At 63.0% G+C, this 25,581-nt stretch carries 20 protein-coding genes and 1 pseudogene; 15 read left to right on the top strand and 6 right to left on the bottom strand.

The window, feature by feature from the left end:
• Positions 1–7: 7 nt before the first annotated feature.
• The 3 genes from AC3B5Q_RS18720 to AC3B5Q_RS18710 form a co-directional block, all read right to left on the bottom strand.
• Positions 8–550, bottom strand: a complete 543-nt coding sequence (locus tag AC3B5Q_RS18720) for a fimbrial protein (RefSeq protein WP_021784800.1) — start codon at positions 548–550, stop codon at positions 8–10.
• Between the two features lie 162 nt (positions 551–712).
• Positions 713–1,117, bottom strand: a complete 405-nt coding sequence (locus AC3B5Q_RS18715) for a PA2817 family protein (protein ID WP_021784801.1) — start codon at positions 1,115–1,117, stop codon at positions 713–715.
• A gap of 79 nt (positions 1,118–1,196) precedes the next feature.
• Positions 1,197–3,644 (bottom strand): acyl-CoA dehydrogenase, encoded by a 2,448-nt coding sequence (locus AC3B5Q_RS18710; protein WP_101195958.1) that lies wholly within the window; start codon positions 3,642–3,644, stop codon positions 1,197–1,199.
• Positions 3,645–4,268: 624 nt separating this feature from the next.
• On the opposite strand from AC3B5Q_RS18710, the gene AC3B5Q_RS18705 reads away from it, so the two are divergent.
• The 4 genes from AC3B5Q_RS18705 to AC3B5Q_RS18690 all read left to right on the top strand — a co-directional run bounded on the left by AC3B5Q_RS18705 (position 4,269) and on the right by AC3B5Q_RS18690 (position 8,186).
• A complete protein-coding gene (locus AC3B5Q_RS18705) occupies positions 4,269–5,597 on the top strand; it encodes an IS110-like element ISPpu9 family transposase (RefSeq protein ID WP_274119533.1) in 1,329 nt (442 codons plus the stop codon).
• A 123-nt stretch (positions 5,598–5,720) separates the two neighbouring features.
• The gene (locus tag AC3B5Q_RS18700) at positions 5,721–6,344 is read left to right on the top strand and encodes a glutathione S-transferase (RefSeq protein ID WP_084852364.1); all 624 of its coding nucleotides are present in this window, start codon (positions 5,721–5,723) and stop codon (positions 6,342–6,344) included.
• Between the two features lie 133 nt (positions 6,345–6,477).
• Positions 6,478–7,410, top strand: coding sequence for an ABC transporter ATP-binding protein (locus AC3B5Q_RS18695; protein ID WP_019752231.1), 933 nt, complete (start codon positions 6,478–6,480; stop codon positions 7,408–7,410).
• Complete coding sequence (locus AC3B5Q_RS18690; protein WP_003247128.1) at positions 7,407–8,186, top strand: ABC transporter permease; 780 nt, start codon at positions 7,407–7,409, stop codon at positions 8,184–8,186. Before AC3B5Q_RS18695 ends, AC3B5Q_RS18690 begins: the two co-directional genes overlap by 4 nt.
• Positions 8,187–8,195: 9 nt before the next feature.
• On the opposite strand, the pseudogene AC3B5Q_RS18685 reads toward AC3B5Q_RS18690, so the two are convergent.
• Positions 8,196–8,702 (bottom strand): annotated as a pseudogene (locus AC3B5Q_RS18685) (DUF2062 domain-containing protein); the annotation flags it as partial.
• A gap of 142 nt (positions 8,703–8,844) precedes the next feature.
• Between AC3B5Q_RS18685 and AC3B5Q_RS18680 the strand changes: the two are divergent.
• From AC3B5Q_RS18680 to murB, 8 genes are all read left to right on the top strand, one after another.
• Positions 8,845–11,058, top strand: a complete 2,214-nt coding sequence (locus AC3B5Q_RS18680; RefSeq protein WP_488392704.1) for a DNA internalization-related competence protein ComEC/Rec2 — start codon at positions 8,845–8,847, stop codon at positions 11,056–11,058.
• Positions 11,059–12,853: 1,795 nt separating this feature from the next.
• The gene (pocA, locus tag AC3B5Q_RS18675) at positions 12,854–13,489 is read left to right on the top strand and encodes a flagellar polar localization protein PocA (RefSeq protein WP_031322710.1); all 636 of its coding nucleotides are present in this window, start codon (positions 12,854–12,856) and stop codon (positions 13,487–13,489) included.
• Entirely contained in the window at positions 13,486–13,920 is a 435-nt protein-coding gene (gene pocB / locus AC3B5Q_RS18670) for a flagellar polar localization protein PocB (protein WP_021784971.1), read from the top strand. The genes pocA and pocB overlap by 4 nt, the downstream gene beginning before the upstream one ends.
• Positions 13,920–14,921, top strand: coding sequence for a tetraacyldisaccharide 4'-kinase (gene lpxK, locus AC3B5Q_RS18665; protein WP_021784972.1), 1,002 nt, complete (start codon positions 13,920–13,922; stop codon positions 14,919–14,921). Before pocB ends, lpxK begins: the two co-directional genes overlap by 1 nt.
• 44 nt (positions 14,922–14,965) lie before the next feature.
• Positions 14,966–15,151, top strand: a complete 186-nt coding sequence (locus AC3B5Q_RS18660) for a Trm112 family protein (RefSeq protein WP_003247142.1) — start codon at positions 14,966–14,968, stop codon at positions 15,149–15,151.
• Positions 15,148–15,912, top strand: coding sequence for a 3-deoxy-manno-octulosonate cytidylyltransferase (kdsB, locus tag AC3B5Q_RS18655; protein ID WP_021784973.1), 765 nt, complete (start codon positions 15,148–15,150; stop codon positions 15,910–15,912). Before AC3B5Q_RS18660 ends, kdsB begins: the two co-directional genes overlap by 4 nt.
• Positions 15,912–16,376 (top strand): low molecular weight protein-tyrosine-phosphatase, encoded by a 465-nt coding sequence (locus AC3B5Q_RS18650; RefSeq protein WP_019752229.1) that lies wholly within the window; start codon positions 15,912–15,914, stop codon positions 16,374–16,376. Before kdsB ends, AC3B5Q_RS18650 begins: the two co-directional genes overlap by 1 nt.
• Positions 16,373–17,392, top strand: coding sequence for a UDP-N-acetylmuramate dehydrogenase (gene murB / locus AC3B5Q_RS18645; RefSeq protein ID WP_028698220.1), 1,020 nt, complete (start codon positions 16,373–16,375; stop codon positions 17,390–17,392). The genes AC3B5Q_RS18650 and murB overlap by 4 nt, the downstream gene beginning before the upstream one ends.
• Before the next feature lie 117 nt (positions 17,393–17,509).
• Here murB and rne read toward each other — a convergent pair whose 3' ends face one another.
• Positions 17,510–20,782, bottom strand: coding sequence for a ribonuclease E (rne, locus tag AC3B5Q_RS18640; RefSeq protein ID WP_338443903.1), 3,273 nt, complete (start codon positions 20,780–20,782; stop codon positions 17,510–17,512).
• A 797-nt stretch (positions 20,783–21,579) separates the two neighbouring features.
• On the opposite strand from rne, the gene rluC reads away from it, so the two are divergent.
• From rluC to AC3B5Q_RS18625, 3 genes are read left to right on the top strand one after another with little or no spacing between them, the layout of a single operon-like run.
• Entirely contained in the window at positions 21,580–22,536 is a 957-nt protein-coding gene (gene rluC, locus AC3B5Q_RS18635) for a 23S rRNA pseudouridine(955/2504/2580) synthase RluC (protein ID WP_488392703.1), read from the top strand.
• Between the two features lie 3 nt (positions 22,537–22,539).
• Entirely contained in the window at positions 22,540–23,214 is a 675-nt protein-coding gene (locus AC3B5Q_RS18630) for an HAD family hydrolase (protein WP_021784977.1), read from the top strand.
• 6 nt (positions 23,215–23,220) lie between these two features.
• Positions 23,221–24,210 carry a S49 family peptidase gene (locus AC3B5Q_RS18625; protein WP_021784978.1) on the top strand — a complete coding sequence of 330 codons (990 nt, stop codon included), beginning with the start codon at positions 23,221–23,223 and terminating at the stop codon, positions 24,208–24,210.
• Between the two features lie 711 nt (positions 24,211–24,921).
• On the opposite strand, the gene AC3B5Q_RS18620 is transcribed toward AC3B5Q_RS18625, so the two are convergent.
• The gene (locus tag AC3B5Q_RS18620) at positions 24,922–25,500 is read right to left on the bottom strand and encodes a Maf family protein (RefSeq protein WP_488392702.1); all 579 of its coding nucleotides are present in this window, start codon (positions 25,498–25,500) and stop codon (positions 24,922–24,924) included.
• Positions 25,501–25,581: the final 81 nt, after the last annotated feature.

The following is a 25,581-nucleotide window of genomic DNA, read 5'->3' as shown; positions in this document are numbered from 1 at the left end:
GTAGGTATCAAGGCATGTCTACCGTGAAGGCGACTTCAGCTTGTGCTACGCCGTCGGTGATAACTGCTGCATCCGCGTAAGACTCGTACGAGGCGTAGAACACCATCTCCGTTGGGCGATCTACGTATAGATCGTATTCGATGGAATCACTGTCGGGTGCAATTTTGGCTTTCAGCCTGTCTTTGATCGCGACGCCCACGCCCGTGGCACCGTTGACGCCATAAAGGTCGGTGCCGACTATGCCGTGCAAGGGGGTATATTTCACGGTTGCGGTCTCGGATGGTGGAATTATGCAGGCCGAAGTCGGTGTTATCTTCAGCGCGAATGCCTTGTCAGGCGTGGAGGTGCCAGGGGTGTGGAAGTAGCCTTTCGTGAAGTTACCCAGCGATACCTCGGGGATAACGCTGGCGCCTGGGGCGACGACTTCAATCGGGCAGGTACCGCCGCCGTAGATGGTACCGTAGAAGCTGATCTGGCCTGTTTCATCGTCGAGAGCGAATGCGCTGCTGCTGGCCATCGCCATGGCGAGCATGAGCAAAGTTTTTTTCATTGGCAGTTCCTTGATGTTGTCGTGTTGACTAGGGGACGCTCCCTTGCGTCGGCTTCGAGCCGAAGGGGGAGCGGCCAACAGCATAGGGGGGGAGGCCAATGGTTGAATGTAGGATTAAGTGGCAGCTGGGTACGGATTTTTAGGGCGGCAGCGCACGTGTGTTCAGGACTTTTTTACGGCTTCCAGCAGAGCCTGCTTTTGTGCATGCCAGTCAAACCGCAGGCCGTCCCGTTCCGCTTCATAGCGCAGATCTTCCAGGTTCTGGTAGAGCTGCAGCTCTTCGTCCGGCATGAAGTGCAGGCAGTCGCCACCGAAGAACCACAGCAGGTCGCGCGGCACCAGGTGGGCGATTTGCGGATAGCGCTGAATCACCTGGCATATCAGGTCCTGGCCCAGATATTGGCTTTCCAGCGGGTTTTGCGGCAACAGGGTCAGTAGCTCGTCGAAGCGGTCGAGGAACAGGGTGTGGCTTTCCTCCGGTACCTGCTCGGCTTCACCCAGGGCCACCAGTATGGTGCGCAGGTGGTTCAGCAGTTGCAGGTGGTATTCCACGTGGGGGGTGGCCATTGGGGTGGTCCTCGGAATGGTTGAAACGGGGCGCGGAGTATACGCCGGTTGGGGAAGGGGCCGCAAAACGGCCCCTGTCTCAGCGTACCTTGCCTTGCTCCGGCAGCAGCTGTGCCTTGTCGAAGGCATCCACGTCGATCACGGCACGGCGCGCTTGTTCGGCCGCGTGCAGGCGTTGCGCCTGATCAGGCTGGAGTACACCACTGTCGACTGCCGCATCGATCACCGACTGCCCGGGCGCCGGTCGTACCTTGCCTTCCTTGATTGCCTGATGCAGCGCGTTGTGCAGCGGCGTCGACGCCTCCAGCAGGTCGCAGGCTCGTTGCAGGGCTGCCACCGGGTCGCCGTCGGCTTGCGGCCTGAAGCAACCGGCAAGCAGCTCTTCCAGCGCAGGGTCGCCTTTGCTGCGTCCTATCAGCGCTGCCACCTCGGCGTCCAGTTCATCGCTCGGCCCGGTGTGACGGCGGCCAAAGGGGAACACCAGCACCCGTAGCGCGCAGCCGACGAAGCGGTTGGGGAAGTTGTCGAGCAACCGGTCCAGGGCGTGCTCCGCCTGGCCCAGGCTTTCTTCCATGGCCCAGCGCAGCAGGGGCTGCATGTGCTCGGGCGAACCGAGATCGTGGTAGCGCTTGAGTGCGGCACTGGACAGGTACAGGTAGCTGAGTACATCGCCCAGCCGCGCACTCAGGCGCTCCCGGCGCTTGAGCGCCCCGCCCAGCAGCATCATCGACAGGTCGGCCAGCAGGGCAAAGGCGGCGGCCTGGCGGTTGAGGGCTCGGAAATACCCCTGACTCAGCGTGTCCCCCGGTACTTTCTCGAAAACCCCCAACCCCAGGTTGAACACCAGAGTGCTGGCCGCGTTGCCGGCGGCGAAGAGGATGTGTTTCATCAGCAGGTCATCGAATTCCTGGAGCGCCTGATCGTGGTCTTCACGCCCGGCCAAGGCCATTTCCTTGAGCACGAACGGGTGGCAGCGAATGGCGCCCTGGCCGAAGATCATCAGGTTGCGCGAAAGGATGTTGGCGCCCTCGACCGTGATGAAGATCGGCGCCCCTTGCCAGTTGCGGCCCAGGTAGTTGTTCGGGCCCATGATGATGCCCTTGCCACCGTGCACGTCCATGGCGTGCTGGATGCATTCGCGGCCACGCTCGGTGAGGTGGTACTTGAGGATCGCCGACAGCACCGAGGGTTTCTCGCCAAGATCCACGGCCTTCGCGGTCAGCAGGCGGGCACTGTCCATCAGCCAGGCGTTGCCGCCAATGCGTGCCAGCGATTCCTGGATACCTTCGAAGGCCGCCAGTGGCACGTTGAATTGCTCGCGGATATTGGCGTACTGGCCGGTCACCAGGCTGGTGTACTTGGCAGCCCCTGTACCCACGGCAGGCAGTGAGATGGAGCGACCTACCGACAGGCAGTTCATCAGCATCATCCAGCCTTTGCCAAGCATCGCTTGGCCGCCAATGAGGAAGTCCAGCGGGACGAACACGTCCTTGCCGCTGTTGGGGCCATTCATGAACGCGGCGCCCAGTGGCAGGTGGCGTTTACCGATTTCCACCCCGGGGGTATCGGTGGGGATCAGTGCCAGGCTGATGCCCAGTTCTTCCTCATCGCCCAGCAGGTGGTCCGGGTCGTAGGCCTTGAATGCCAGGCCCAGCAGGGTGGCGACCGGGCCGAGGGTGATGTAGCGCTTTTCCCAGTTCAGGCGCAGGCCGATCACTTCTTCACCTTGCCACTGGCCTTTGCAGATGATGCCGGTGTCAGGCATGGCGCCAGCGTCGGAGCCGGCCAGCGGGCCGGTGAGGGCGAAACAGGGGATTTCCTCGCCTCGGGCCAGGCGCGGCAGGTAGTGGTTGCGTTGTTCGTCGGTGCCGTAGTGCAGCAGCAGTTCGGCAGGGCCGAGGGAGTTGGGCACCATCACCGTGGAGGCCAGATCACCGCTGCGGGTGGCCAGTTTCATCGCCACCTGGGAGTGGGCATAGGCGGAGAAGCCCTTGCCGCCGTATTCCTTGGGGATGATCAGGGCGAAAAAGCCATGCTGCTTGATATGTGCCCAGGCTTCGGGCGGCAAGTCCAGGTCCTGGCCGATCTGCCAGTCGCTGACCATGGCGCACAGTGCTTCGGTCGGGCCATCAATGAAGGCTTGCTCTTCTTCAGTCAGCTTCGGTGCCGGGTAGGCCAGCAAGGTGCGCCAGTCTGGGCGACCACTGAACAGTTCGCCATCCCACCACACGGTGCCGGCGTCGATGGCCTCGCGCTCAGTCTGCGACATGGGCGGCAGGGTACGCTGGAACCAGCGGAATACCGGGGCGGTAAACACTTTGCGTCGCCACTGCGGGAGCACAACCAGGGCGATCTTCAGGGCCAGCACCACCCAGATCAGCGCCAGCAGCCAGCCGGGGGCGCTGCTGAAAATGCCCATCAACAGCACATAGGCCGCCATGACGCCGAGTATCTGCAAAGGCGCCAGGCGCCGGTGCGTGAGGTACGCCGCGCCGATTACCAGCACCACCAACCACAACAGCAACATAATCGGTCCTCCTTGGAACCTAGGGCTTGAGCCGTCCCAGACAGCTTAGACGCAATGCTGTGAACGGCATGTTCAGAACAGTGACAGGGTGTGGCGGTGGGAGTTTCAGTTCATTTGTTCGCCTGTACCGGCCTTTTCGCGGGTGAACCCGCTCCTACAGCGGAACGTGGCGATGCCAGCGATTGGCGAATGCGGGGGCGGCCGCGACGGTGAATGGCCGGCAGGCTCGGCCTATGTGTGGGTAGAACCTACGCAGGAATACCGGTGACGTGAAGACGGTGGTGATCCTGTGGGAGATCACCCAGCCCTTCCGGGCTGCGCTGTCGCGCAGCAAACATGAGGTGTACGGCTTTAGATCCGCAGCGACGCTGACATTTTGAAAAAGAAAAGGCGGTTGGCCCGGTAGGGCCAGCCGCCTTTTGCTTTGTTAGGGTTCGTGTGCGCGGGACAGAGATCGTAGCCAGCACTGGTGTGTGTCCGCACACCCGCGTGGGAGAGTGATCCGCACGGTATCGGCGTGAAGTCCCTGTAGGCATCAGCTGATTCAGCTGTGACCACGTATGAGAGAGTGAACCCTTTCGCCACCGTGTGCCCCGCGCGCCCTTTATCCTGCGAGGATTCATCATGGCGCGCAAGCCTTCCAAGCAACGCTTTACCGTCGTCCATCCCGATTGCGCAGCGATCGATGTCGGTGGTCGAGAGCATTTCGTGGCGGTCGATCCCCGGCACGAAAATCCCGTCCAGTCGTTCACGTCCTTTACTGACGACCTGCTCAAGATGGCTAACTGGCTTGAAAGCCTGGGGATCAAGGTCGTTGCCATGGAATCCACGGGGGTTTATTGGATTCCAATTTACGAGATTCTCAGCGAGCGCGGTTTTGAGGTTTATCTCGTCAATGCCAGAGCAACTCGGCAAATCACGGGCCGTAAATCAGATGTGCTGGATTGCCAGTGGATTTGGCAGCTGATGACTCATGGACTGCTCAGAGGCGCATTCCGCCCCGATGATCTGACCTGCTGCGTCCGGTCATTGGTCAGGCAGCGTGCTTCCAAAGTGAAAGACCAGGCGCAGACGCTGAACCGGATGCAAAAGGCCATGAGCCAAATGAACATCCAGCTGGCCAATGTCATCAGTGATATTTCCGGCGTAACTGGCATGAAGATTTTGCGAGCCATCTGCGCAGGTGAACGGGACCCAGTGCAACTGGCTGAACTGACCGACCGCCGCATCAAGGCAGGCAAGGAGGCTGTCGCTCGGAGTCTTCATGGCAATTGGCGGCGCGAGCATTTGCATGCGCTAACTCAGGAATTGGCTGCCTATGACTTCCTGGAGCAGCAAATTGCTGATTGTGACGACGCCATAAAAGCCGCGTTAGAGCAGTTGCCGGTGCTGCAAAACAAGCCAGAGCCATCCAATAAGCCTTTACGGAGCCCGCACCGAAACGGTGCCCAACAGACTGAACTGCATCAGACATTGTGGAAAGTTCTTGGCGTGGACCTAACCGCAATTCCAACCATTGGGGTGGACACTGCATTAGTGCTGACAGGGGAGATCGGTACAGATCTATCACGCTTCCCGTCCTCACAGCACTTCTGCTCTTGGTTGGGACTGGCTCCCCCTACTCGAATCTCCGGCGGTCATCGACTGGCAAGTGGTGGGCCAAAAATAGTCAATCGAGCAGCTCAAGCACTCAAGCAGGCTGCATCCAATGCCCGTAACGACAAGGGTTTCATTGGTGCATCGCACCGAGCCAGACTGACTCGAATGGATACCAGCTGCGCCATCAAGGCCACTGCGCATCAGTTGGCACGTCTGGTGTACAACCTTTTAACCAAGAAGCAGGCTTATGTTGAAAAAGGTCTTGAGGAGTTCGAAACCAGAAGCCAGGACCGGCAGGTCCGGGCTTTGCTCCGCAAAGCCCGGAAACTGGGGTATCAGCTGGTGGCCGCTTGAGTGCTTAGAAAACAGTGGGTTGTATTTTGTTTGATGAGAGCGGGCTTGCCCGCGAAGAGGCCGGTACAGGCGGCGAAGGTCTGGAGTAGACTGTGCCACCTCCGCATTCAAAAGGATGTTGCCATGCTGAAGATCTGGGGCCGCAAGAATTCGAGCAATGTGCGCAAGGCACTGTGGATCGCCCACGAACTGGGCCTGGACTTCGAGTCCATCGACGCCGGTGGCGCCTTCGGCGTGGTCAACGAGCCGCACTACCGTGCCCGAAACCCCAACGGTCTGGTGCCGATGCTCGAAGACGGCGACCTGACCTTGTGGGAGTCCAACACCATCGTCCGCTACCTGTGCGCGGAGTACGGCACTGAGCAGGGCTGGTATCAGGCAGACCCACGCCAACGCGCCCTGGCCGACAAATGGATGGACTGGACCACATCGTCCTTCGCTACCCCATTCCGGCCCCTGTTCTGGGGCCTGCTGCGCACGCCGGAAGACCAGCGCGACTGGGTGGCGATCAACGCCGCGCACAAGCAGTGCGCGCAATTACTGGCCATTGCCGACGAAACCCTGGCCAATCAGCCGTACCTGTCCGGTGACCAGATCGGCATGGGCGACATCCCACTGGGTAGCTTCATCTATGCCTGGTTCGAAATGCCCATCGAGCGCCCCGACATGTACCACCTTCAGGCCTGGTATGAGCGCCTGAAGCAACGCCCGGCCTACCAGGCCGCAGTGATGACTGCGCTCACTTGAACCCGCTTCGATAGTCATTATCAATAGATGTGACTGTACTTGTGCAGCCTGGCCTTGCACCATGGCTGCACGCACTGCGCCAGTGACTTTACCTGGCGTGTCCTGCACCTTTTTCTTCGGTAAGTGACCCGCTATGAGTTCTGCCCTGTCCATCCGACAGCTGACCAAGACCTACGGCAATGGCTTTCAGGCCCTCAAAGGCATCGACCTCGATGTTGCCGAAGGCGACTTCTTCGCCTTGCTCGGCCCCAACGGTGCCGGCAAATCCACCACCATTGGCATTCTCTCGACCCTGGTGAACAAGACCAGCGGCACAGTGAGCGTGTTCGGTCACGACCTGGACCGCGAGCCCTCCGCGCTCAAGCGTTGCCTGGGCGTGGTGCCGCAAGAGTTCAACTTCAACCAGTTCGAGAAGACCTTCGACATCGTCGTGACCCAGGCCGGGTATTACGGCATCCCGCCCAAGCTGGCCAAGGAGCGTGCCGAGCAGTACCTGACCCAGCTGGGCCTGTGGGACAAACGTGATGTGCAGTCGCGTTCGTTGTCTGGCGGCATGAAGCGGCGCCTGATGATTGCCCGCGCATTGATCCACGAACCGCGTCTGCTGATCCTGGACGAACCCACCGCCGGGGTGGATATCGAGCTGCGCCGCTCGATGTGGAGCTTCCTTACCGAGCTGAACCAGAAGGGCATCACCATCATCCTCACCACCCACTACCTGGAAGAGGCTGAACAGCTGTGCCGTAACATCGGCATCATCGACCATGGCACCATCGTCGAGAACACCAGCATGCGCCAGTTGCTGGGCAAGCTGCATGTCGAAACCTTTGTGCTCGACCTCAAGCAGGACCTGGCCGCGGCGCCGGTACTGCAGGGCTACCCGTGCCGGCTGCTGACCCCGCATACCCTGGAAGTGCAGGTGGACAAGGACATCGGCATCACCGCGCTGTTCGGCCAGCTGGCGCTGCAGAACATCGAGGTGCAGAGCCTGCGCAACAAGACCAACCGACTTGAGGAGCTGTTCGTGTCCCTGGTGGAAAAAAACCTGTCGAAGGTGGCCGTATGAGTGTGGAACTGCGCACCAACTGGGTCGCCCTGAACACCATCGTCTACCGCGAAGTGCGGCGCTTCCTGCGCATCTGGCCGCAAACGTTGCTGCCGCCAGCGATCACCATGGTGCTGTACTTCGTCATCTTCGGTAACCTGATTGGCCGGCAGATCGGCGATATGGGTGGCTTCACCTACATGCAGTACATCGTGCCGGGGCTGATCATGATGTCGGTGATCACCAACTCCTATGGCAACGTGGTGTCGAGCTTTTTCGGCAGCAAGTTCCAGCGCTCGATCGAAGAACTGATGGTGTCGCCGGTGTCGCCGCACACCATTCTCGTCGGCTATGTGCTGGGTGGGGTGCTGCGTGGTTTGGCGGTGGGTGTGATCGTGACCATTTTGTCGATGTTCTTCACCGACCTGCAGGTGCACCACCTGGGCGTGACCGTGGTGGTTGTGCTGCTGACGGCCACCATCTTTTCGCTGCTTGGCTTCGTCAACGCCGTGTTTGCGCGTAACTTCGACGATATTTCGATCATCCCGACCTTCGTGCTGACGCCGTTGACCTACCTGGGCGGAGTGTTCTACTCGATCAACCTGCTGCCGCCGTTCTGGCAGACCGTGTCGTTGGCCAACCCGGTGCTGCACATGGTCAACTCGTTCCGCTACGGCATTCTAGGGGTGTCGGATATCAGCATTGGCACGGCGATCACCTTCATGCTGGTGGCCACTGCGGTGCTCTACGTTGTTTGCGTTCGCTTGCTGGTCAGCGGCCGTGGCATGCGGGCCTGAAGCCTTGCACCGGCATTGGCGACGACGCCACTGCCGGCCCACCCACCAGCGCCAGTAGAACATGGTGGTGAAGTAGGCGAGGATGCCCAGCACCACGCCGCACACCACCGAGCCGAGCAGGAAGGGTTGCCACAGCGTCGACAGCTGGTCGGTGATCCACTGGAAGGTCAGCTCGTCGGGCAGGGTGCGCGGCGGTACCTGCATCAGCCAGGCACCGGTCATGTAGGTGACGAAGAACACCGGCGGCATGGTCAACGGGTTGGTCAGCCACACCAGGCTGACGGCGACCGGCAGGTTGCCGCGCACCGGGATCGCCAGGGCCGCCGCCAGCAGCATCTGCATCGGTATGGGAATAAGCGCCGCGAACAGGCCCACACCCATGGCTCTGGCCACCGAATGGCGGTTCAGGTGCCAGAGGTTGGGGTCGTGCAGCAATTTGCCGAAAAAGCGTAAGGACTTGTGTTCCCGAATGCTGGTCGGGTCCGGCATGTAGCGTTTGAAAAGTCGGCGCGGCATGTAGGCTCCCGGAGCGTTGACCCTGGCAGTATGCCCTTAATCCTGCTCCGCCTCGTTTAGAGTTTGTGACAATTGTTGAGCAAGCGATGCCGGCAATTGAGCTATGCCTCAGGAGGTGACTCGCCTTCTGGAGCTCTACCTCATGCGCACAGGGATGTTTGCGCTCGCGCTCGGGCTGTTGTGCCTGGGCTTTCTGCCCGCATTGCCATCGGTCGGATGGTTGATAACCCTGGCGGCCTGCGCTGTCGGCAGCCTGTTTACCCGCGTCTGGCCGTTGGGTTGGTTTCTGCTGGGCCTGTGTTGGGCGTGCGGGTCTGCTCAGCAGGCCCTTGATGATCGTCTGGCTGCCGGCCTGGAGGGGCGCACCTTGTGGCTGGAGGGGCGGGTGGCGGGTTTGCCGGCCCGCACTGCACAAGGCGTGCGTTTCGAGCTGGAAGCGCCACGCTCGCGGCGGGCCGAACTGCCTCAGCGTTTGCAACTGAGCTGGTTCGATGGGCCGCCGCTGCGGGCGGGCGAGCAGTGGCGGCTGGCGGTGACCTTGCAGCGCCCGGCCGGGCTGCTGAACCCGCACGGGCCTGACCGGGAAGCGCAATTGCTGGCGCGACGGGTGGGGGCTACGGGTACGGTCAAGGCCGGGCAGTTGCTGGCGCCAGTCGCCGGTGGTTGGCGCGATGCGCTGCGTCAACGCTTGCTGATGGTCGAAGCCAATGGCCGGCAGGCCGCGCTGGTGGCACTGGTGCTTGGCGATGGTGCGGGCCTGGCCCGGGAGGACTGGCAGACGTTGCAGGCCACCGGCACGGTGCACCTGCTGGTGATTTCCGGCCAGCACATCGGCCTGGTCGCCGGTTTGCTCTATGGCCTGGTCGCCGGGCTGGCGCGTTGGGGGCTATGGCCGGCAAGGCTACTGTGGTTACCCTGGGCCTGTGGCCTGGCCATGGCCGCAGCGCTGGCCTACGGCTGGCTGGCGGGTGGTGGGGTGCCAGTGCAGCGGGCCTGTCTGATGCTGGCCGTGGTGCTGCTCTGGCGTCTGCGCTTTCGCCACCTTGGCGCTTTTTTTCCGTTGCTGCTTGCACTGGTCGCTGTGCTGGTCTTCGAGCCACTGGCGGCGTTGCTGCCTGGGTTCTGGCTGTCGTTCGCCGCCGTGGCCACGCTCATCTACTGCTTCAGTGCCCGGTTGGGGGGTTGGCGGCCCTGGCAGGCCTGGACGCGTGCGCAATGGGTGATCGCCATTGGTTTGCTGCCGGTGTTGCTGGCCACGGGGTTGCCGGTGAGCCTGAGTGCGCCGCTGGCCAATCTTGTCGCGGTGCCATGGGTCAGCCTGGCGGTGTTGCCGTTGGCGTTGCTGGGTACAGTGCTGCTGCCGCTGGGTGGGGTAGGGGACGCGCTGCTGTGGATGGCGGGTGGCCTGCTGGAATGGCTGTTCCGGTTGCTGGCGTTGGTGGCGCAGCAGCATCCGGCGTGGGTGCCCCCGGTGCTGCCAGGGTGGGCCTGGCTACTGGTGGTGCTGGGTGCGCTGCTGGTGCTGCTGCCCCGTGGCGTGCCTTTGCGTGGGTTGGGTGGGGTCATGTTGCTGGCACTGTGGGTGCCCAGGGAGCCAGTGCCGTTCGGCCAGGTCGAGGTCTGGCAATTGGATGTCGGTCAGGGGCTGGCGGTGCTGCTGCAGACTAGGCATCACACCCTGCTCTACGATGCCGGTCCGGCCCGGGGAGAGAGCGACCTGGGGGAGCGGGTGGTGCTGCCGACTCTGCGCAAGCTGGGGGTGGGTAGCCTCGACCTGATGGTGATCAGTCATGCACATGCTGACCATGCTGGCGGTGCTGCGGCAATACAACGTGGTCTGCCGGTCAGGCGGGCAATTGGTGGGGAAGCGCTGGATGACGTGCAATTGCAGCCTTGCGTCAGTGGCGAGCAATGGGACTGGGATGGCGTGCGTTTTTCGCTGTGGCGCTGGGCGGACGGGCAGAGCAGCAATGACCGTTCTTGTGTGTTGTTGATAGAGGCGCAGGGCGAGCGTCTGCTGCTGGCGGGGGATATGGAAGCTGCGGCCGAACGGGCCTGGTTGGCAGAGACTGAAGCGCCGCGTATCGACTGGCTGCAGGCGCCGCATCATGGCAGCCGCAGCTCGTCCACCGAGGCGTTCATTCGGGCAACCGCAGCGCGGGGGGTATTGATTTCGCGAGGGCGCAACAACAACTTCGGGCACCCGCATGTGCAGGTGATGGAGCGTTATCAGCGGCATGGGTTGGCGGTGCATGACACGGCGGTGGAGGGCGCGTTGCGGTTGGTGTTGGGGCGGCAGGGAGAAGTTGAGTTCGTTCGGGGGCAGCGGCGGTTTTGGCGGGCTCAACTGGATTAGGGGGTTAGGTGTTAGGTGTACGTCGTTACAGGTTTAGCGGCCATGAGATCGAGCGCCGCCCGCGCGGCGCATCGCGAGCTGCGCTCGCTCCTACGTTTGTTTCGGGCCAGTAACGCCTGCGGCAGACGCGCGCGACCGTTTTGTTTGTTCGGCGCAATATCGCGCCAAGCGCCAAGGCGTTCGCGCGCAAATCCCACAGGAATGATTGGCCCGAAACAAACGTAGGAGCGAGCGCAGCTCGCGATGCGCCGCGCGGGCGGCGCTCGGTCTCCCAGGCGACGCACCTCTACCGCCATACCCTCAAGGCCACACCGCCTGGCATGACGTTGCGCAATGGCCGGGTGTGTTTGCCGTGGGTTTTATGGGGTGGCAGAAATCGAGCGCCGCCCGCGCGGCGCATCGCGAGCTGCGCTCGCTCCTACGTTTGTTTCTGGCCAGTGACGCCTGTGACAGGCGCGCGCGACCGCCTTGTTTGTACGACGCAATATCGTGCCAAGCGCCAAGGCGTTCGCGCGCAAATCCCACAGGAATGATTGGCCCGAAACAAACGTAGGAGCGAGCGCAGCTCGCGATGCGCCGCGCGGGCGGCGCTCGGTCTCCCAGGCGACGCACCTCTACCGCCATACCCTCAAGGCCACACCGCCTGGCATGACGTTGCGCAATGGCCGGGTGTGTTTGCCGTCGGTTTTAGGGGGTGGCAGAAATCGAGCGCCGCCCGCGCGGCGCATCGCGAGCTGCGCTCGCTCCTACGTTTGTTTCGGGCCAGTAACGCCTGCGGCAGACGCGCGCGACCGTTTTGTTTGTTCGGCGCAATATCGCGCCAAGCGCCAAGGCGTTCGCGCGCAAATCCCACAGGAATGATTGGCCCGAAACAAACGTAGGAGCGAGCGCAGCTCGCGATGCGCCGCGCGGGCGGCGCTCGGTCTCCCAGGCGACGCACCTCTACCGCCATACCCTCAAGGCCACACCGCCTGGCATGACGTTGCGCAATGGCCGGGTGTGTTTGCCGTCGGTTTTAGGGGGTGGCAGAAATCGAGCGCCGCCCGCGCGGCGCATCGCGAGCTTTGCTCGCTCCTACGTTTGTTTCTGGCCAGTGACGCCTGTGGCAGGCGCGCGCGACCGCCTTGTTTGTACGGCGCGATATCGAGCCATGCGCCAAGGCGTTCGCGCGCAAATCCCACAGGAATGATTGGCCCGAAACAAACGTAGGAGCGAGCGCAGCTCGCGATGCGCCGCGCGGGCGGCGCTCGGTCTCCCAGGCGACGCACCTCTACCGCCATACCCTCAAGGCCACACCGCCTGGCATGACGTTGCGCAATGGCCGGGTGTGTTTGCCGTCGGTTTTAGGGGGTGGCAGAAATCGAGCGCCGCCCGCGCGGCGCATCGCGAGCTGCGCTCGCTCCTACGTTTGTTTCGGGCCAGTAACGCCTGTGGCAGGCGCGCGCGACCGCCTTGTTTGTACGGCGCGATATCGAGCCATGCGCCAAGGCGTACGCGCGCAAATCCCACAGGAATGATTGGCCCGAAACAAACGTAGGAGCGAGCGCAGCTCGCGATGCGCCGCGCGGGCGGCGCTCGGTCTCCCAGGCGACGCACCTCTACCGCCATACAGGCGGCGCTCGATCTCCCAGGCGACGCACCTCTACCGCCATACAGGCGGCGCTCGATCTCACGGCCGCTGAACCTGTAACGGCAAGCACCCGTCAGCCCCACCCCCAATTCCCTGACCTCCGGCAGATGAGCCCCCGGCGCGCCTATGGTAGAGTGGCGGCCTTTTTCCGAAGGGGCGTTTATTGTGTGGGAATTGGTCAAGTCCGGTGGTTGGATGATGCTGCCGATCATTCTGAGCTCCATCGCTGCCATGGCTATCGTCGTCGAACGGCTGTGGACCTTGCGCGCCAGTCGCGTCACCCCGCCGCACCTGCTGGGCCAGGTGTGGATTTGGATCAAGGACAAGCAACTGACCAGTGACAAGCTCAAGGCCCTGCGTGCCGATTCGCCACTGGGGGAAATCCTCGCGGCGGGCCTGGCCAATTCGCGTCACGGTCGGGAAATCATGAAAGAGTGCATCGAGGAGGCCGCCTCGCGCGTCATCCACGAACTGGAACGCTACATCAGTACCCTCGGCACCATCGCCGCCATGGCGCCTCTGCTGGGCCTGCTGGGCACCGTGCTGGGTATGATCGACATTTTCAGCGCCTTCATGGGCTCGCAGATGACTGCCAACGCCGCCGTACTGGCCAGTGGTATCTCCAAGGCCCTGGTCACCACTGCGGCTGGCCTGATGGTCGGTATCCCGGCGGTGTTCTTCCACCGCTTCCTGCTGCGTCGTATCGATGAACTGGTGATCGGCATGGAGCAGGAGGCGATCAAGCTGGTGGAAGTGATCCAGGGCGACCGTGAAGTGGAAGTGGCCGGAGGCAAGGGGTGAAGTTCCGGCGCAATCGCCAGCGGGAGAACGTCGACATCAACCTGGCGTCGCTGATCGACGTGGTGTTCGTCCTGCTGCTGTTCTTCGTGGTCACCACCACTTTCACGCGCGAGACCCAACTGCGCGTCGAGCTGCCCGAGGCCACCAGCGCCGAGCGGGCGCCGGCTGACCAGGGCAAGCTGGTGGAAATCACCATCAGCGCCGAAGGCGTGTACTCGGTGAACAACCACCTGCTACCCAAAAGCGACCTGGCCACCCTGAGCGAGGCCATAGAGCGCGAGTCGGGCGGCGACAACACGCTGCCGCTGGCCATCAGCGCCGACGGCAAGACCCCGCACCAGGCTGTGGTCACCGCAATGGATGCTGCCGGCAAGCTCGGTTTCAGCCAGTTGCGCATGACCACCGTCGAGGCGGCCCAGGGCACGCCTTGATGGCTTTCACCGACCGCTTGCTCGCCGCCTGGTACGCCGGGCATCCGTCGCTGGCGCTGCTGCGACCGCTGGAGGCCTTGTATCGCCGCGTGGTCACGCGCAAGCGCGCGCGTTTTCTAAGGGGTGACAGTGCCAGCTACCGGGCACCGGTACCGGTCATTGTGGTGGGCAATATCACCGTCGGTGGCACCGGCAAGACGCCAATGATCCTCTGGCTGATCGAGCACTGTCGCCAGCAAGGGCTGAAGGTGGGCGTGGTCAGCCGTGGCTATGGTGCCAAGCCTCCACGGCTGCCGTGGCGGGTGCAGGCCGATCAGCCGGCCGGTCAGGCGGGCGACGAGCCGCTGCTGATCGTGCAACGCACCGGCGTGCCACTGATGATCGACCCCGATCGTGCCCAGGCCGTGCAGGCATTGCTGGCCAGCGAACCCCTCGACTTGATCCTGTGCGACGACGGTATGCAGCATTACCGCCTGGCCCGTGACCTGGAACTGGTGCTGATCGACGCTGCCCGCGGCCTGGGCAATGGCCGCTGCCTGCCGGCGGGGCCGTTGCGTGAGCCGGCCGAGCGCTTGCGTGAGGCTGACGCGGTGCTGTTCAACGGCGCCAGCGAAGACCGCACCGATGGTTTCGGTTTCCGCCTGCAGCCGTCCGCCCTGGTCAACCTGCGCAGTGGCGAGCGCCGTCCGCTCGACTATTTCCCCGCCGGCCAGCGCTTGCATGCGGTAGCCGGTATCGGCAACCCGCAACGTTTCTTCAACACCCTGCTGGGGCTAAACTGGCAGCCGGTGCCGCATCCCTTTGCCGACCATGCGCAGTTCAGTGCCCGGAGCCTGGCTTTCAGCCCGCCACTGCCGCTGGTCATGACCGAGAAGGATGCGGTGAAATGCCGGGCCTTTGCCGCGGACGACTGGTGGTACCTGGCCGTCGAAGCGCAGCCTACGCCGGCTTTCAGCGCCTGGTTCGACAACCAGCTGCAACGCTTGTTGCGCCAACCCTGAGCCCGTTTTCAATTTCCGGCCACCTGGCCTAAAGGAAGCCTCCAATGGACACCAAACTGCTCGATATCCTCGCCTGCCCGATTACCAAGGGCCCGCTCAAGCTGAGCGCCGACAAGACCGAGCTGATCAGCAAAGGCGCTGGCCTGGCCTACCCGATTCGCGACGGTATCCCGGTCATGCTGGAAAGCGAGGCGCGCACCCTGACCGACGACGAGCGCCTTGACAAATGAGCCTGGATTTTACGGTAGTGATTCCCGCCCGGCTGCGCTCCACGCGCCTGCCAGGCAAACCGCTGCTGCTGATTGCTGGCAAGCCGATGGTGCAGCATGTGTGGGAGCAAGCCCGCAAGAGCGGTGCCAGCCGTGTGGTCATCGCCACCGACGACACCAGCATCCTCGAAGCCTGCCAGGCCTTCGGCGCCGAAGTGCTGATGACCCGTGCCGATCATGAGTCCGGCACCGACCGGCTGGCCGAAGTGGCTGCCCACCTTGGCTTGCCGGCTGATGCCATCGTGGTCAACGTGCAGGGCGATGAGCCGCTGATCCCGCCGGTGATCATCGACCAGGTGGCGGCCAACCTGGCTGCACATCCGGAAGCCGGCATCGCCACCCTGGCCGAGCCTATCCATGAGCCGGAAACCGTGTTCAACCCTAACGCGGTCAAGGTGGTGAGTGACAAGAACGGCCTGGCTCTGACGTTCAGCCGGGCGCCGCTGCCCTGGGCCCGCGATACCTTTGCCAAGGGCCGTGACGTGCTGCCGCATGGTGTGCCATATCGCCGCCATATTGGCATGTATGCCTACCGTGTCGGCTTCCTGCAGCACTTCGTCAGCTGGGGCCCATGCTGGCTTGAGCAGGCCGAAGCGCTGGAGCAGCTGCGTGCCCTGTGGCACGGCGTGCGCATTCACATCGAGGACGCCATCGAGGCGCCTGCCGTGGGTGTAGATACCCCTGAGGATCTGGAGCGCGTACGGCGCTTGCTGGAGGCCTGATGCGCGTCCTGTTTGTTTGCCTGGGCAACATCTGCCGCTCGCCCACTGCCGAAGGCGTGCTTCGCCATCAGTTGCACGCCGCGGGGCTCGCCGACAAGGTGCAGGTAGCTTCTGCGGGTACCGGTGACTGGCATGTCGGCAAAGCGCCAGACAGCCGCACCTGCAAGGCGGCTCTGGCACGCGGTTACGATTTGTCTCAACAACGCGCCCAGCAGGTCAAGGCATCGCACTTCGCCGAGTACGACCTGGTGTTGGCCATGGATGAGCACAACCTGCGCGATCTGCGCGCCCTGCGTCCGTCCACGGCGGTGGGCGAACTCGACCTGTTCTTGCGCCGTTACGGAGCAGCACTGGATGAGGTGCCAGACCCGTACTACGGTGGCGCCGACGGCTTCGAGCAGGTGCTGGATCTGGTGGAAGCGGCTTGCCAGTCGCTGGTGCTGGAAATCAAGGGGCGTCTATGACAGTGCAGTGGCAGGAGCAGGTATCGCTCAAGCCTTACAATACCTTCGGCATTGACGTGAAGGCGCGCTATTTCAGCCAGGTGCAGGACGACCAGCAGGTGCGTCAGGCACTGAGCCAGGCACACCAGAAGGGCCTGCCGGTATTTGTGATCGGTGGTGGCAGCAACCTGCTGCTGACCCGCGATATCGATGCTCTGGTGCTGCACATGGCCAGCCGCGGTCGGCGTGTGGTCAGTGACGATGGCGAGCGTATCGTGGTCGAGGCCGAGGCCGGTGAGCCATGGCACGCGTTTGTGCAGTGGACGCTGGCGCAGGGCTATTGCGGGCTGGAGAACCTCAGCCTGATCCCTGGCACCGTGGGTGCCGCGCCGATGCAGAACGTGGGCGCTTACGGGGTGGAAATCAAGGACGTATTCAACGGGCTGACAGCCCTGGATCGTGAGACTGGCGAGCTGCATGACTTCAGTTTGGCGGAATGTGCTTTCGGCTATCGCGACAGCCTTTTCAAGCGCAACCCCGGCCGCTGGTTGATCTTGCGTGTGCGCTTTGCCTTGACCCGCACCCTGCACGCTCAACTGGACTACGGTCCGGTGCGCCAACGCCTGTCTGAGCAGGGTGAGAGCGAGCTGACCGCGCAAGCGATCAGTGATGCAATCTGCAGCATTCGCCGCGAGAAGCTGCCAGACCCGGCAGAGCTTGGCAATGCCGGGAGCTTCTTCAAGAACCCGGTGGTGACGGCTGATCTGGTCGAGCGTATTCGTGCGCAGTATCCGGGGGTTGTGGCATATCCCCAGGCTGATGGTCAGGTGAAGCTGGCGGCGGGCTGGTTGATCGAGCAGGCGGGCTGGAAGGGCCATCGTGAGGGTGATGCTGGCGTGCATCGCTTGCAGTCGCTGGTGCTGGTCAACTATGGGCAGGCGAGCGGGGCGCAGATGCATGCGCTGGCGCGGCAGATCCAGGCGGATATCCTCGAGCGGTTTGGGGTTGAGCTGGAGATGGAGCCTAATCTTTACTGATTGGCTGCCTGTGAACCTCCCGTAGGAGCGGGTTTACCCGCGAAGAGGCCGGGACAGCAAGCCAAAAAAAGCCCCGCCAGTGCGAACTGGCGGGGCTTTTTCATTCAGCTTTGGCTATCAGCCGTGATGAGGTTTGTGCTCATCGGCGGATTCCAAGGCTGGCTCCTGGGAGGCTGCAGCAGCTTCCTGTGCGGCTTTGGCAGCAGCCTCGGCCTCACGCTTGCGGCGACGCACTTCACGTGGGTCGTTCGGTGCGCGGCCGTTGGCCAGCATGACAGTGGCAGGTTCGGCCGCTGCAGGTGCAGGTTCGGCCGCCACTTCTGGCTGGGCTTCGACAACCGGGGCAGGCTGCACGGCAACCGGGGTGACTTCGACCATGGCCGGGGCCTGTTCGCTCTCGCCGCCTTCCACCGCTGGGGCTTCTACTGGGGTTTGAGTGGCCACGGGTTCTGCAACCACGGCCGGCTCAACAGCAGGAGTATTTTCAGCAACAGGCTGCGGGGCAGTTTCGACCACAGGCTCGGCAGTTGCCTCGGCTACGGTCACTGGCTCGGTGACCGGCTGCTCTACCGCTGGGGCCACGGCTGCTTCTTCAGCTTTGGCGACTGCTTCGACGGGCTCAGCCGGCTGGGCGGCTTCGCTGCTGTCGGTTTCTGCAACAGCAGCGACTTCGGCGGTGGCACGTTCTGCCTGCTGGTTGGCCTGGGCTTCTGCGTCGGAGCTGATGTTGCTGCTTGCGACAGCGGCAGTCACGGCAAGGCCGGCGGCCAGTTCGGCACTCAGCTCGGTGGCCTGGTGCTGTTGTGGCTGCTCTTCGCTGCCTTCTTCTTCACTGCCGTCGATCAGCTCGCCATTGGCGTTGCGCTGACGCTCACGACGGTTGCTGCGACGACGCTGGCCACGGGAGCGGCGGCGCGGGCGCTCGCCATCGGTGCCTTCCTGCTCGTCTTGCAGCAGCTCTTCGCTTGGCAGTTGCTCTTCGGCCAGTTCGGCAGCCTGTTCGGTTGCTTCTTCGGCAGCGCGTGGTTGGCGCTCTTCGCGTGGTGGGCGCGGGGCACGTTCTTCGCGAGGGGCGCGCTCTTCACGTGGAGCACGTTCTTCACGAGGTGCGCGTTCTTCACGTGGAGCACGTTCTTCACGAGGTGCGCGCTCTTCGCGTGGAGCACGTTCTTCACGAGGGGCGCGCTCTTCGCGTGGAGCACGTTCTTCACGAGGGGCGCGCTCTTCGCGTGGAGCACGTTCTTCGCGAGGGGCACGCTCTTCACGAGGTGCGCGCTCTTCGCGTGGAGCACGCTCTTCACGCGGCTGGCGCTCTTCACGTTCGGCTGGCGGGGTAGCGTCCAGCGGCTCGCGCAGTTCGCGAACGCGCTCTTCGCCGCGGTTGCTACGGCGGTCTTCGCGTGGCTGGCGTGGAGCACGTTCTTCACGCGGTGCACGTTCTTCGCGTGGGGCGCGCTCCTCACGCGGTGCACGCTCTTCACGTGGGGCGCGTTCCTCGCGCGGTGCACGCTCGGCACGCTCTTCACGCGGCTTGCGTTCTTCGTCGCGGCGGCCGTTGCGGTTGCGGCTTTGCTGGCGGCCGTTGCGGCGCTCTTCGTTGCGCGGGCTGCGTTCGGCAGCCGGTTTTTCGGCGGCGGGAACCACTGGCGCGGCGGCAGGCTCGTCCTTGCCGGCGAACAGGCTGACCAGCGACTTCACCAGGCCCTTGAACAGGCTTGGCTCCGGAGCGCTCGGGGCAGGGGCGACCGGGGCGGCAGGCTGGGACTCTTCAGCGGTGGCCGGTACCGGTGCGTTGGCGCGGGCCGGGGCCGTCTTCACTGCGGCTTCCTGGCGTACCAGGGTGCGAGTGGCGGTCGGCTGCGGCGCTTCTTCGGCTTCGGCGGCGGCGATTTCGTAGCTGGACTGGTTGTTCAGCACTTCAGGGTTGTCGTCGCGCAGGCGCTGGACTTCGAAGTGCGGGGTCTCCAGGTGGTCGTTCGGCAGGATGATGATGCGCGCACGGGTGCGCAGCTCTATCTTGGTGATCGAATTGCGCTTTTCGTTCAGCAGGAAGGCGGCCACCGGGATCGGCACTTGGGCACGTACTTCGGCGGTGCGGTCCTTCAGGGCTTCTTCTTCGATCAGGCGCAGGATGGCCAGCGACAGCGACTCGACATCACGGATGATGCCGGTGCCGGAGCAGCGTGGGCAGACGATGCCGCTGCTTTCGCCCAGCGATGGGCGCAGACGCTGGCGGGACATTTCCAGCAGGCCGAAGCGTGAGATGCGGCCTACCTGCACGCGGGCGCGGTCGGCTTCCAGGCATTCGCGAACGCGCTCTTCAACGGCGCGCTGGTTCTTCGCCGGGGTCATGTCGATGAAGTCGATGACGATCAGGCCGCCGATGTCACGCAGGCGCAGCTGGCGGGCGATTTCCTCGGCCGCTTCCAGGTTGGTCTGCAGGGCGGTTTCTTCGATGTCGCTGCCTTTGGTGGCGCGCGCCGAGTTGATGTCGATGGACACCAGGGCTTCGGTCGGGTCGATCACGATCGAGCCACCGGACGGCAGGTCAACCACGCGCTGGAAGGCCGTCTCGATCTGGCTTTCGATCTGGAAGCGGTTGAACAGCGGCACGCTGTCTTCGTACAGCTTGACCTTGCTGGCGTACTGCGGCATCACCTGGCGGATGAAGGTCAGCGCTTCTTCCTGGGCTTCGATGCTGTCGATCAGCACTTCGCCGATGTCCTGGCGCAGGTAGTCGCGAATGGCGCGGATGATGACGTTGCTTTCCTGATAGATCAGGAATGGCGCGGCGCGGTCTAGGGACGCTTCCTTGATGGCGGTCCACAGTTGCAGCAGGTAGTCCAGGTCCCACTGCATTTCTTCGCTGCTGCGGCCAAGGCCGGCAGTGCGCACGATCAGGCCCATGTCGCCCGGCACGGTCAGGCCGTTCAGCGCTTCGCGCAGTTCGTTGCGCTCTTCGCCTTCGATGCGGCGGGAGATGCCACCGGCACGTGGGTTGTTGGGCATCAGCACCAGGTAGCGGCCGGCCAGGCTGATGAAGGTAGTGAGGGCGGCGCCTTTGTTGCCGCGCTCTTCCTTCTCGACCTGGACAATGACTTCCTGGCCTTCGCTGAGCACTTCCTTGATGTTGACCCGGCCTTCTGGGGCCTTCTTGAAGTACTCGCGGGAGATTTCTTTCAGCGGCAGGAAGCCGTGACGTTCGGAACCGAAGTCGACGAAGGCGGCTTCGAGGCTGGGTTCGATGCGGGTGATCTTGCCTTTGTAGATGTTGGCCTTTTTCTGCTCGCGCGCGCCGGACTCGATGTCCAGATCGTAGAGACGTTGGCCGTCCACCAGGGCTACACGCAACTCTTCGGGTTGAGTCGCGTTAATCAGCATTCTTTTCATGTTGTACCGTCGGTTTCCGGGCTGCCGGAAACGGCGTTCGGCACACACGACGTCTCATGGTCGGTGCCAAGGTGCGCAAAGGGTGGCCGGGCCACCCCCGTGTCGAGCGACGTTCGGCACCAGCCGGTTGCCCAGCCTGCCGTTGTCGCGACGACGCGTCCTGTTTGCTGCGGTGCCAACAAGGCCCCGGTGGCTTCGAATAGGTATCCGAATCAACCAAGCGGGCCTTGTGCACTCAGTCAGGAGGAGGAATCAACCGTCAGCCGTGGACGCCCGGTGGGCATCTGTTCAGGACCTTATCCGCTCACCAGCCGTCAGTGGGCTGGTGGCCGGACGCGGTGCTACACGGTCCGAGGGCTGTGCATCTCCACCCTGCACGTATCCCTGATAATTCGGGTGCTGCCGCGCGCTGAATCCGCAACGGGTTGCATTTTTCGCCAGCGCTGGTTCTGCGCTGGCGCCATTCATGTCCAAGGCAGGTATTTCCGAAGCATTCGCCGGGCGTTGCGTGGAAGCGACTCGCGGGCAGAGGTGCAGCGAAAAGAATCGGGTAAGCAGGTGAAACACCGCACTTGTCGTTTTTTTTCGGTCTTCTCTACACGGCGCTGGTGGCGATTCCAGGCATTTCGGTAAACTGGCGAAAACCCCGTAGGACGGCCTCGCGTCCTGGAGAATTGCGAAGGTCAGGGACCGGCAAAGAGCCTGGTGCCGCTGGCCTGCCGCTTTTGGCGGCGTTCGCGACTATAGCAGCAATGATTAAGTGCTTCAATTCCATAAAAAATTGTTATGATCCCGCAATGACGACCAATACCCCTCCGACTTCCGGCGTTCAGCTGATCGAAGTCGCGCCGGAGCTTGCCGGCCAACGCATCGATAATTTCCTCATCACGGCCCTCAAGGGCGTGCCCAAGACACTGGTCTACCGCATCCTGCGCAAGGGTGAGGTGAGGGTCAACAAGGGCCGCGTCAAGCCGGAGTACAAAATCCAGGTCGGCGACATCGTACGGGTGCCGCCCGTTCGCCTGCCGGAGCGAGACGAGCCGGCACCGGTGGCCCAAGGCCTGCTGCAGCGCCTGGAAGCCGCCATTGTCTACGAAGACAAGGCGCTTATCGTGATGAACAAGCCGGCCGGCATCGCCGTGCATGGCGGCAGTGGCCTGAGCTTCGGGGTGATCGAGGCGCTGCGCCAGTTGCGCCCCGACGCCAAGGAGCTGGAGCTGGTGCACCGCCTGGATCGCGACACGTCTGGCCTGTTGATGATTGCCAAGAAGCGCAGCATGCTGCGCCACCTGCATGCCGCCCTGCGCGGCGATGGTGTCGACAAGCGCTACATGGCGCTGGTGCGCGGCCACTGGCCAACCTCGAAAAAGCAGGTCAACGCGCCGTTGCTCAAGAGCAACCTGCGTTCTGGCGAGCGCATGGTCGAAGTGAACGAGGAAGGCAAGGAGGCGCTCACCCTGTTTCGCGTGCTGCGCCGCTTTGGTGACTTTGCCACCATTGTCGAGGCGCGCCCGATCACCGGTCGTACCCATCAGATCCGCGTGCATACCCTGCATGCCGGGCACATGATCGCTGGCGACAGCAAATACGGCGACGAAGATTTCAGTCGCGAAATTCGTGAGCTGGGTGGCAAGCGCCTGTTCCTGCATGCCTATGCGTTGACCGTGCCGCTACCAGACGGTGGCGAGTTGAAGCTCGAGGCGCCTGTGGATGAGGTTTGGGCGAAAACCATTGAACGGCTGAGTGCGTCCTGATCCATGAAAAAGGGCTATGAGCTACTGATCTTCGACTGGGATGGCACTCTGGCCGATTCCATTGGGCGTATCGTCCAGGCCATGAATGTTGCCGCCGAGCGTGCCGGCGAGGCGCAGAGCAGCGACGCTGCGGTCAAGGGTATCATCGGTCTGGCCTTGGACGAGGCGATCCATACCTTGTACCCACACCTGTCGCCCGCAGGGGTTGCCAGCTTCCGTCAGCACTATGCCGATGTCTACGTTGCGCTGGATCAGCAGCCTTCGCCGCTGTTCGATGGCGTGGTCGAGTCGCTGGATGCCTTTCGTGCCGAGGGTTACCGCCTGGCGGTGGCCACCGGCAAGGCCCGTCGCGGGCTGGATCGGGTGCTCAAGGCCAATGGTTGGGAGCAGTTCTTCGATATCACCCGCGCCGCTGACGAGACCCGGGGCAAGCCGCACCCGCTGATGCTTGAGGAAATCCTCGGCCATTGTGGTGTCGAACCGGCGCGTGCGCTGATGGTCGGAGATTCGGCATTCGACCTGCAAATGGCCAGCAATGCCGGCATGCATTCGGTGGCGGTTGGCTATGGTGCCATGTCGCTGCAGGCGCTGGCCGAGTTTGGTCCGCAGGTATGCATCGATCACTTTTCCCAGTTGCGCGAGTGGCTGGGTGGTTCCGCAATTCCACTTCCAAGGTAGGTAAGCATGGCAGACGAATGGAAAGCCCCCGAGGCCGAGCGCGAGGAGCGCGAAGAGCGCAACAGCTGGAAGCTGCTGGAAAAGACCTTGCTGGCCAGCGTGCAGGAGCAGCGACGGTCACGGCGCTGGGGGATCTTCTTCAAGCTGCTGACCTTCGTCTACTTGTTCGGCATTCTGGCGTTGTTCTCGCCGCTGATGGACATGGACAAGGCTGCTTCGCGCAGTGCCAGCCATACCGCGCTGGTCGAGGTGCGCGGGGTGATTGCCGATCAGGAGGCTGCCAGCGCCGACAACATCGTCAAGAGCTTGCGAGAGGCGTTCAGGGACGACAAGACCAAGGCTGTGGTGATGCGCATCAACAGCCCGGGTGGCAGCCCGGTGCAAGCGGGTTACGTGTATGACGAAATCCGTCGCCTGCGTGCTGAGTATCCCGCCATCAAGCTGTATGCGGTCATCACTGATCTTGGTGCTTCCGGTGCCTATTACATCGCCAGTGCGGCGGACGAGATCTATGCCGACAAGGCCAGCCTGGTGGGTTCCATTGGCGTGACGGCGGCCGGTTATGGCTTTGTCGGCACCATGGAGAAGCTGGGGGTCGAGCGGCGTGCCTACACTTCGGGTGAGCACAAGGCGTTCCTTGATCCTTTTTCGCCGGAAAAACCAGAAGAGACCCGGTTCTGGCAGGGTGTGCTGGATACCACGCACCAGCAGTTCATCGCCATGGTCAAGCAGGGGCGGGGTGAGCGCCTGAAGGATAAGGAGCACCCGGAGTTGTTCAGTGGCCTGATCTGGTCGGGTGAGCAGGCCAAGGCGTTGGGGCTTGTGGATGGCCTGGGCAGTGCCAGCTATGTGGCGCGTGAGATCGTGGGTGAGAAAGAGTTGGTGGACTTCACCGTTCAGGAGTCGCCGTTCGATCGCTTCTCCAAGCGCGTGGGGGCCAGCGTGGCTGAGCACCTGGCGATGTGGATGGGGTTCCAGGGGCCGCAGTTGCGCTGAGGGCTCGTCGCGCGGTGTTTGTCGCGCGATTCGCGGGGTTTGTGAGGTCGAGCGCCGCCCGCGCGGCGCATCGCGAGCTGCGCTCGCTCCTACGTTTGTTTCAGGCCAATCATTCCTGTGCCATTTGCACGCGAACGCCTTGGCGCATGACGCAATATCACCTCGCACAAACAAGGCGGTCGCGCGCGCCTGTAACAGGCGTTACTGGCCCGAAACAAACGTAGGAGCGAGCGTAGCTCGCGATGCGCCGCGCGGGCGGCGCTCGACCTCGCTGACAACAAAAAAACTCAAGCCAGGCTAAGGTATCTCCACCCCTTCCATTCCTGTGTCATTTGCGCGCGAACGCCTTGGCGCATGACGCAATATCGCGTCGCACAAACAAGGCGGTCGCGCGCGCCTGTAACAGGCGTTACTGGCCTGAAACAAACGTAGGAGCGAGCGTAGCTCGCGATGCGCCGCGCGGGCGGCGCTCGACCTCGCTGACAACAAAAAACTCAAGCCAGGCTAAGGTATCTCCACCCCTTCCATTCCTGTGCCATTTGCACGCGAACGCCTTGGCGCATGACGCAATATCGCGTCGCACAAACAAGGCGGTCGCGCGCGCCTGTAACAGGCGTTACTGGCCAGAAACAAACGTAGGAGCGAGCGTAGCTCGCGATGCGCCGCGCGGGCGGCGCTCGACCTCGCTGACAACAAAAAACTCAAGCCAGGCTAAGGTATCTCCACCCCTTCCTTCATCAGCATATCCACCAGCCGAATCAACGGCAGCCCGATCAGGCTGGTCGCATCGCACCCGTGCGTGCCCTGGAACAAGCTAACCCCCAGCCCCTCCGCCTTGAAGCTGCCAGCGCAATCCAGCGGTTGTTCCGCTGCCACATAACGCTCGACCCGCTCCCTGTTCAACTCGCGCAGCGTCACCGTAAACGGCACGCAATCCACCTGGCAGTGCCCGGTTGAGCTGTTGAGCAGCGCCAGCCCGGTCAGAAAGCTCACCTGTTGCCCGCTGCACTCCAGCAGTTGCTCGCAGGCGCGCTCGAACGTGTGCGGCTTGCCCAGCACCTGCTCACCCAATACTGCAACCTGGTCCGAGCCGATAATCAGGTGCCCAGGGTAGCTGTCTGCCAGTGCCTCGGCCTTTTGCCTGGCCAGCCGGCGTACCAGCTCCACGGGCGGCTCGCCATCCAGGCGTTGCTCGTCTATATCAGGGCTTGCCCAGGTGAAGGGCAGGTGCAGGCGTGCGAGCAGTTCGCGGCGATAGGCAGAGCTGGAAGCCAGTAACAAAGGAAGCATGGTAGACTCCGGGTTCGGTTGAACCAATTCTATCACGCACGATGCCGCCTAATTTCCTTTGACAGGGGCGGGGGGCATCCC

This window comes from Pseudomonas sp. D5(2026) (assembly GCF_057766845.1).
The sequence above is the reverse complement of the archived record's forward strand: the minus strand, read 5'-3'. Positions and strand labels throughout refer to the sequence as shown.

What these genes read in the sequence shown, in the direction of transcription:
- rne (WP_338443903.1), bottom strand. Translation starts at nt 20,782, where the DNA reads ATGAAAAGAATGCTGATTAACGCGACTCAACCCGAAGAGTTGCGTGTA.
- AC3B5Q_RS18705 (WP_274119533.1), top strand. Translation starts at nt 4,269, where the DNA reads ATGGCGCGCAAGCCTTCCAAGCAACGCTTTACCGTCGTCCATCCCGAT.
- rluC (WP_488392703.1), top strand. Translation starts at nt 21,580, where the DNA reads ATGACGACCAATACCCCTCCGACTTCCGGCGTTCAGCTGATCGAAGTC.
- lpxK (WP_021784972.1), top strand. Translation starts at nt 13,920, where the DNA reads ATGGCTTTCACCGACCGCTTGCTCGCCGCCTGGTACGCCGGGCATCCG.
- AC3B5Q_RS18620 (WP_488392702.1), bottom strand. Translation starts at nt 25,500, where the DNA reads ATGCTTCCTTTGTTACTGGCTTCCAGCTCTGCCTATCGCCGCGAACTG.
- AC3B5Q_RS18690 (WP_003247128.1), top strand. Translation starts at nt 7,407, where the DNA reads ATGAGTGTGGAACTGCGCACCAACTGGGTCGCCCTGAACACCATCGTC.
- AC3B5Q_RS18630 (WP_021784977.1), top strand. Translation starts at nt 22,540, where the DNA reads ATGAAAAAGGGCTATGAGCTACTGATCTTCGACTGGGATGGCACTCTG.
- AC3B5Q_RS18660 (WP_003247142.1), top strand. Translation starts at nt 14,966, where the DNA reads ATGGACACCAAACTGCTCGATATCCTCGCCTGCCCGATTACCAAGGGC.
- kdsB (WP_021784973.1), top strand. Translation starts at nt 15,148, where the DNA reads ATGAGCCTGGATTTTACGGTAGTGATTCCCGCCCGGCTGCGCTCCACG.
- AC3B5Q_RS18695 (WP_019752231.1), top strand. Translation starts at nt 6,478, where the DNA reads ATGAGTTCTGCCCTGTCCATCCGACAGCTGACCAAGACCTACGGCAAT.
- AC3B5Q_RS18720 (WP_021784800.1), bottom strand. Translation starts at nt 550, where the DNA reads ATGAAAAAAACTTTGCTCATGCTCGCCATGGCGATGGCCAGCAGCAGC.
- AC3B5Q_RS18715 (WP_021784801.1), bottom strand. Translation starts at nt 1,117, where the DNA reads ATGGCCACCCCCCACGTGGAATACCACCTGCAACTGCTGAACCACCTG.
- AC3B5Q_RS18680 (WP_488392704.1), top strand. Translation starts at nt 8,845, where the DNA reads ATGCGCACAGGGATGTTTGCGCTCGCGCTCGGGCTGTTGTGCCTGGGC.
- AC3B5Q_RS18625 (WP_021784978.1), top strand. Translation starts at nt 23,221, where the DNA reads ATGGCAGACGAATGGAAAGCCCCCGAGGCCGAGCGCGAGGAGCGCGAA.
- AC3B5Q_RS18650 (WP_019752229.1), top strand. Translation starts at nt 15,912, where the DNA reads ATGCGCGTCCTGTTTGTTTGCCTGGGCAACATCTGCCGCTCGCCCACT.
- AC3B5Q_RS18700 (WP_084852364.1), top strand. Translation starts at nt 5,721, where the DNA reads ATGCTGAAGATCTGGGGCCGCAAGAATTCGAGCAATGTGCGCAAGGCA.
- AC3B5Q_RS18710 (WP_101195958.1), bottom strand. Translation starts at nt 3,644, where the DNA reads ATGTTGCTGTTGTGGTTGGTGGTGCTGGTAATCGGCGCGGCGTACCTC.
- murB (WP_028698220.1), top strand. Translation starts at nt 16,373, where the DNA reads ATGACAGTGCAGTGGCAGGAGCAGGTATCGCTCAAGCCTTACAATACC.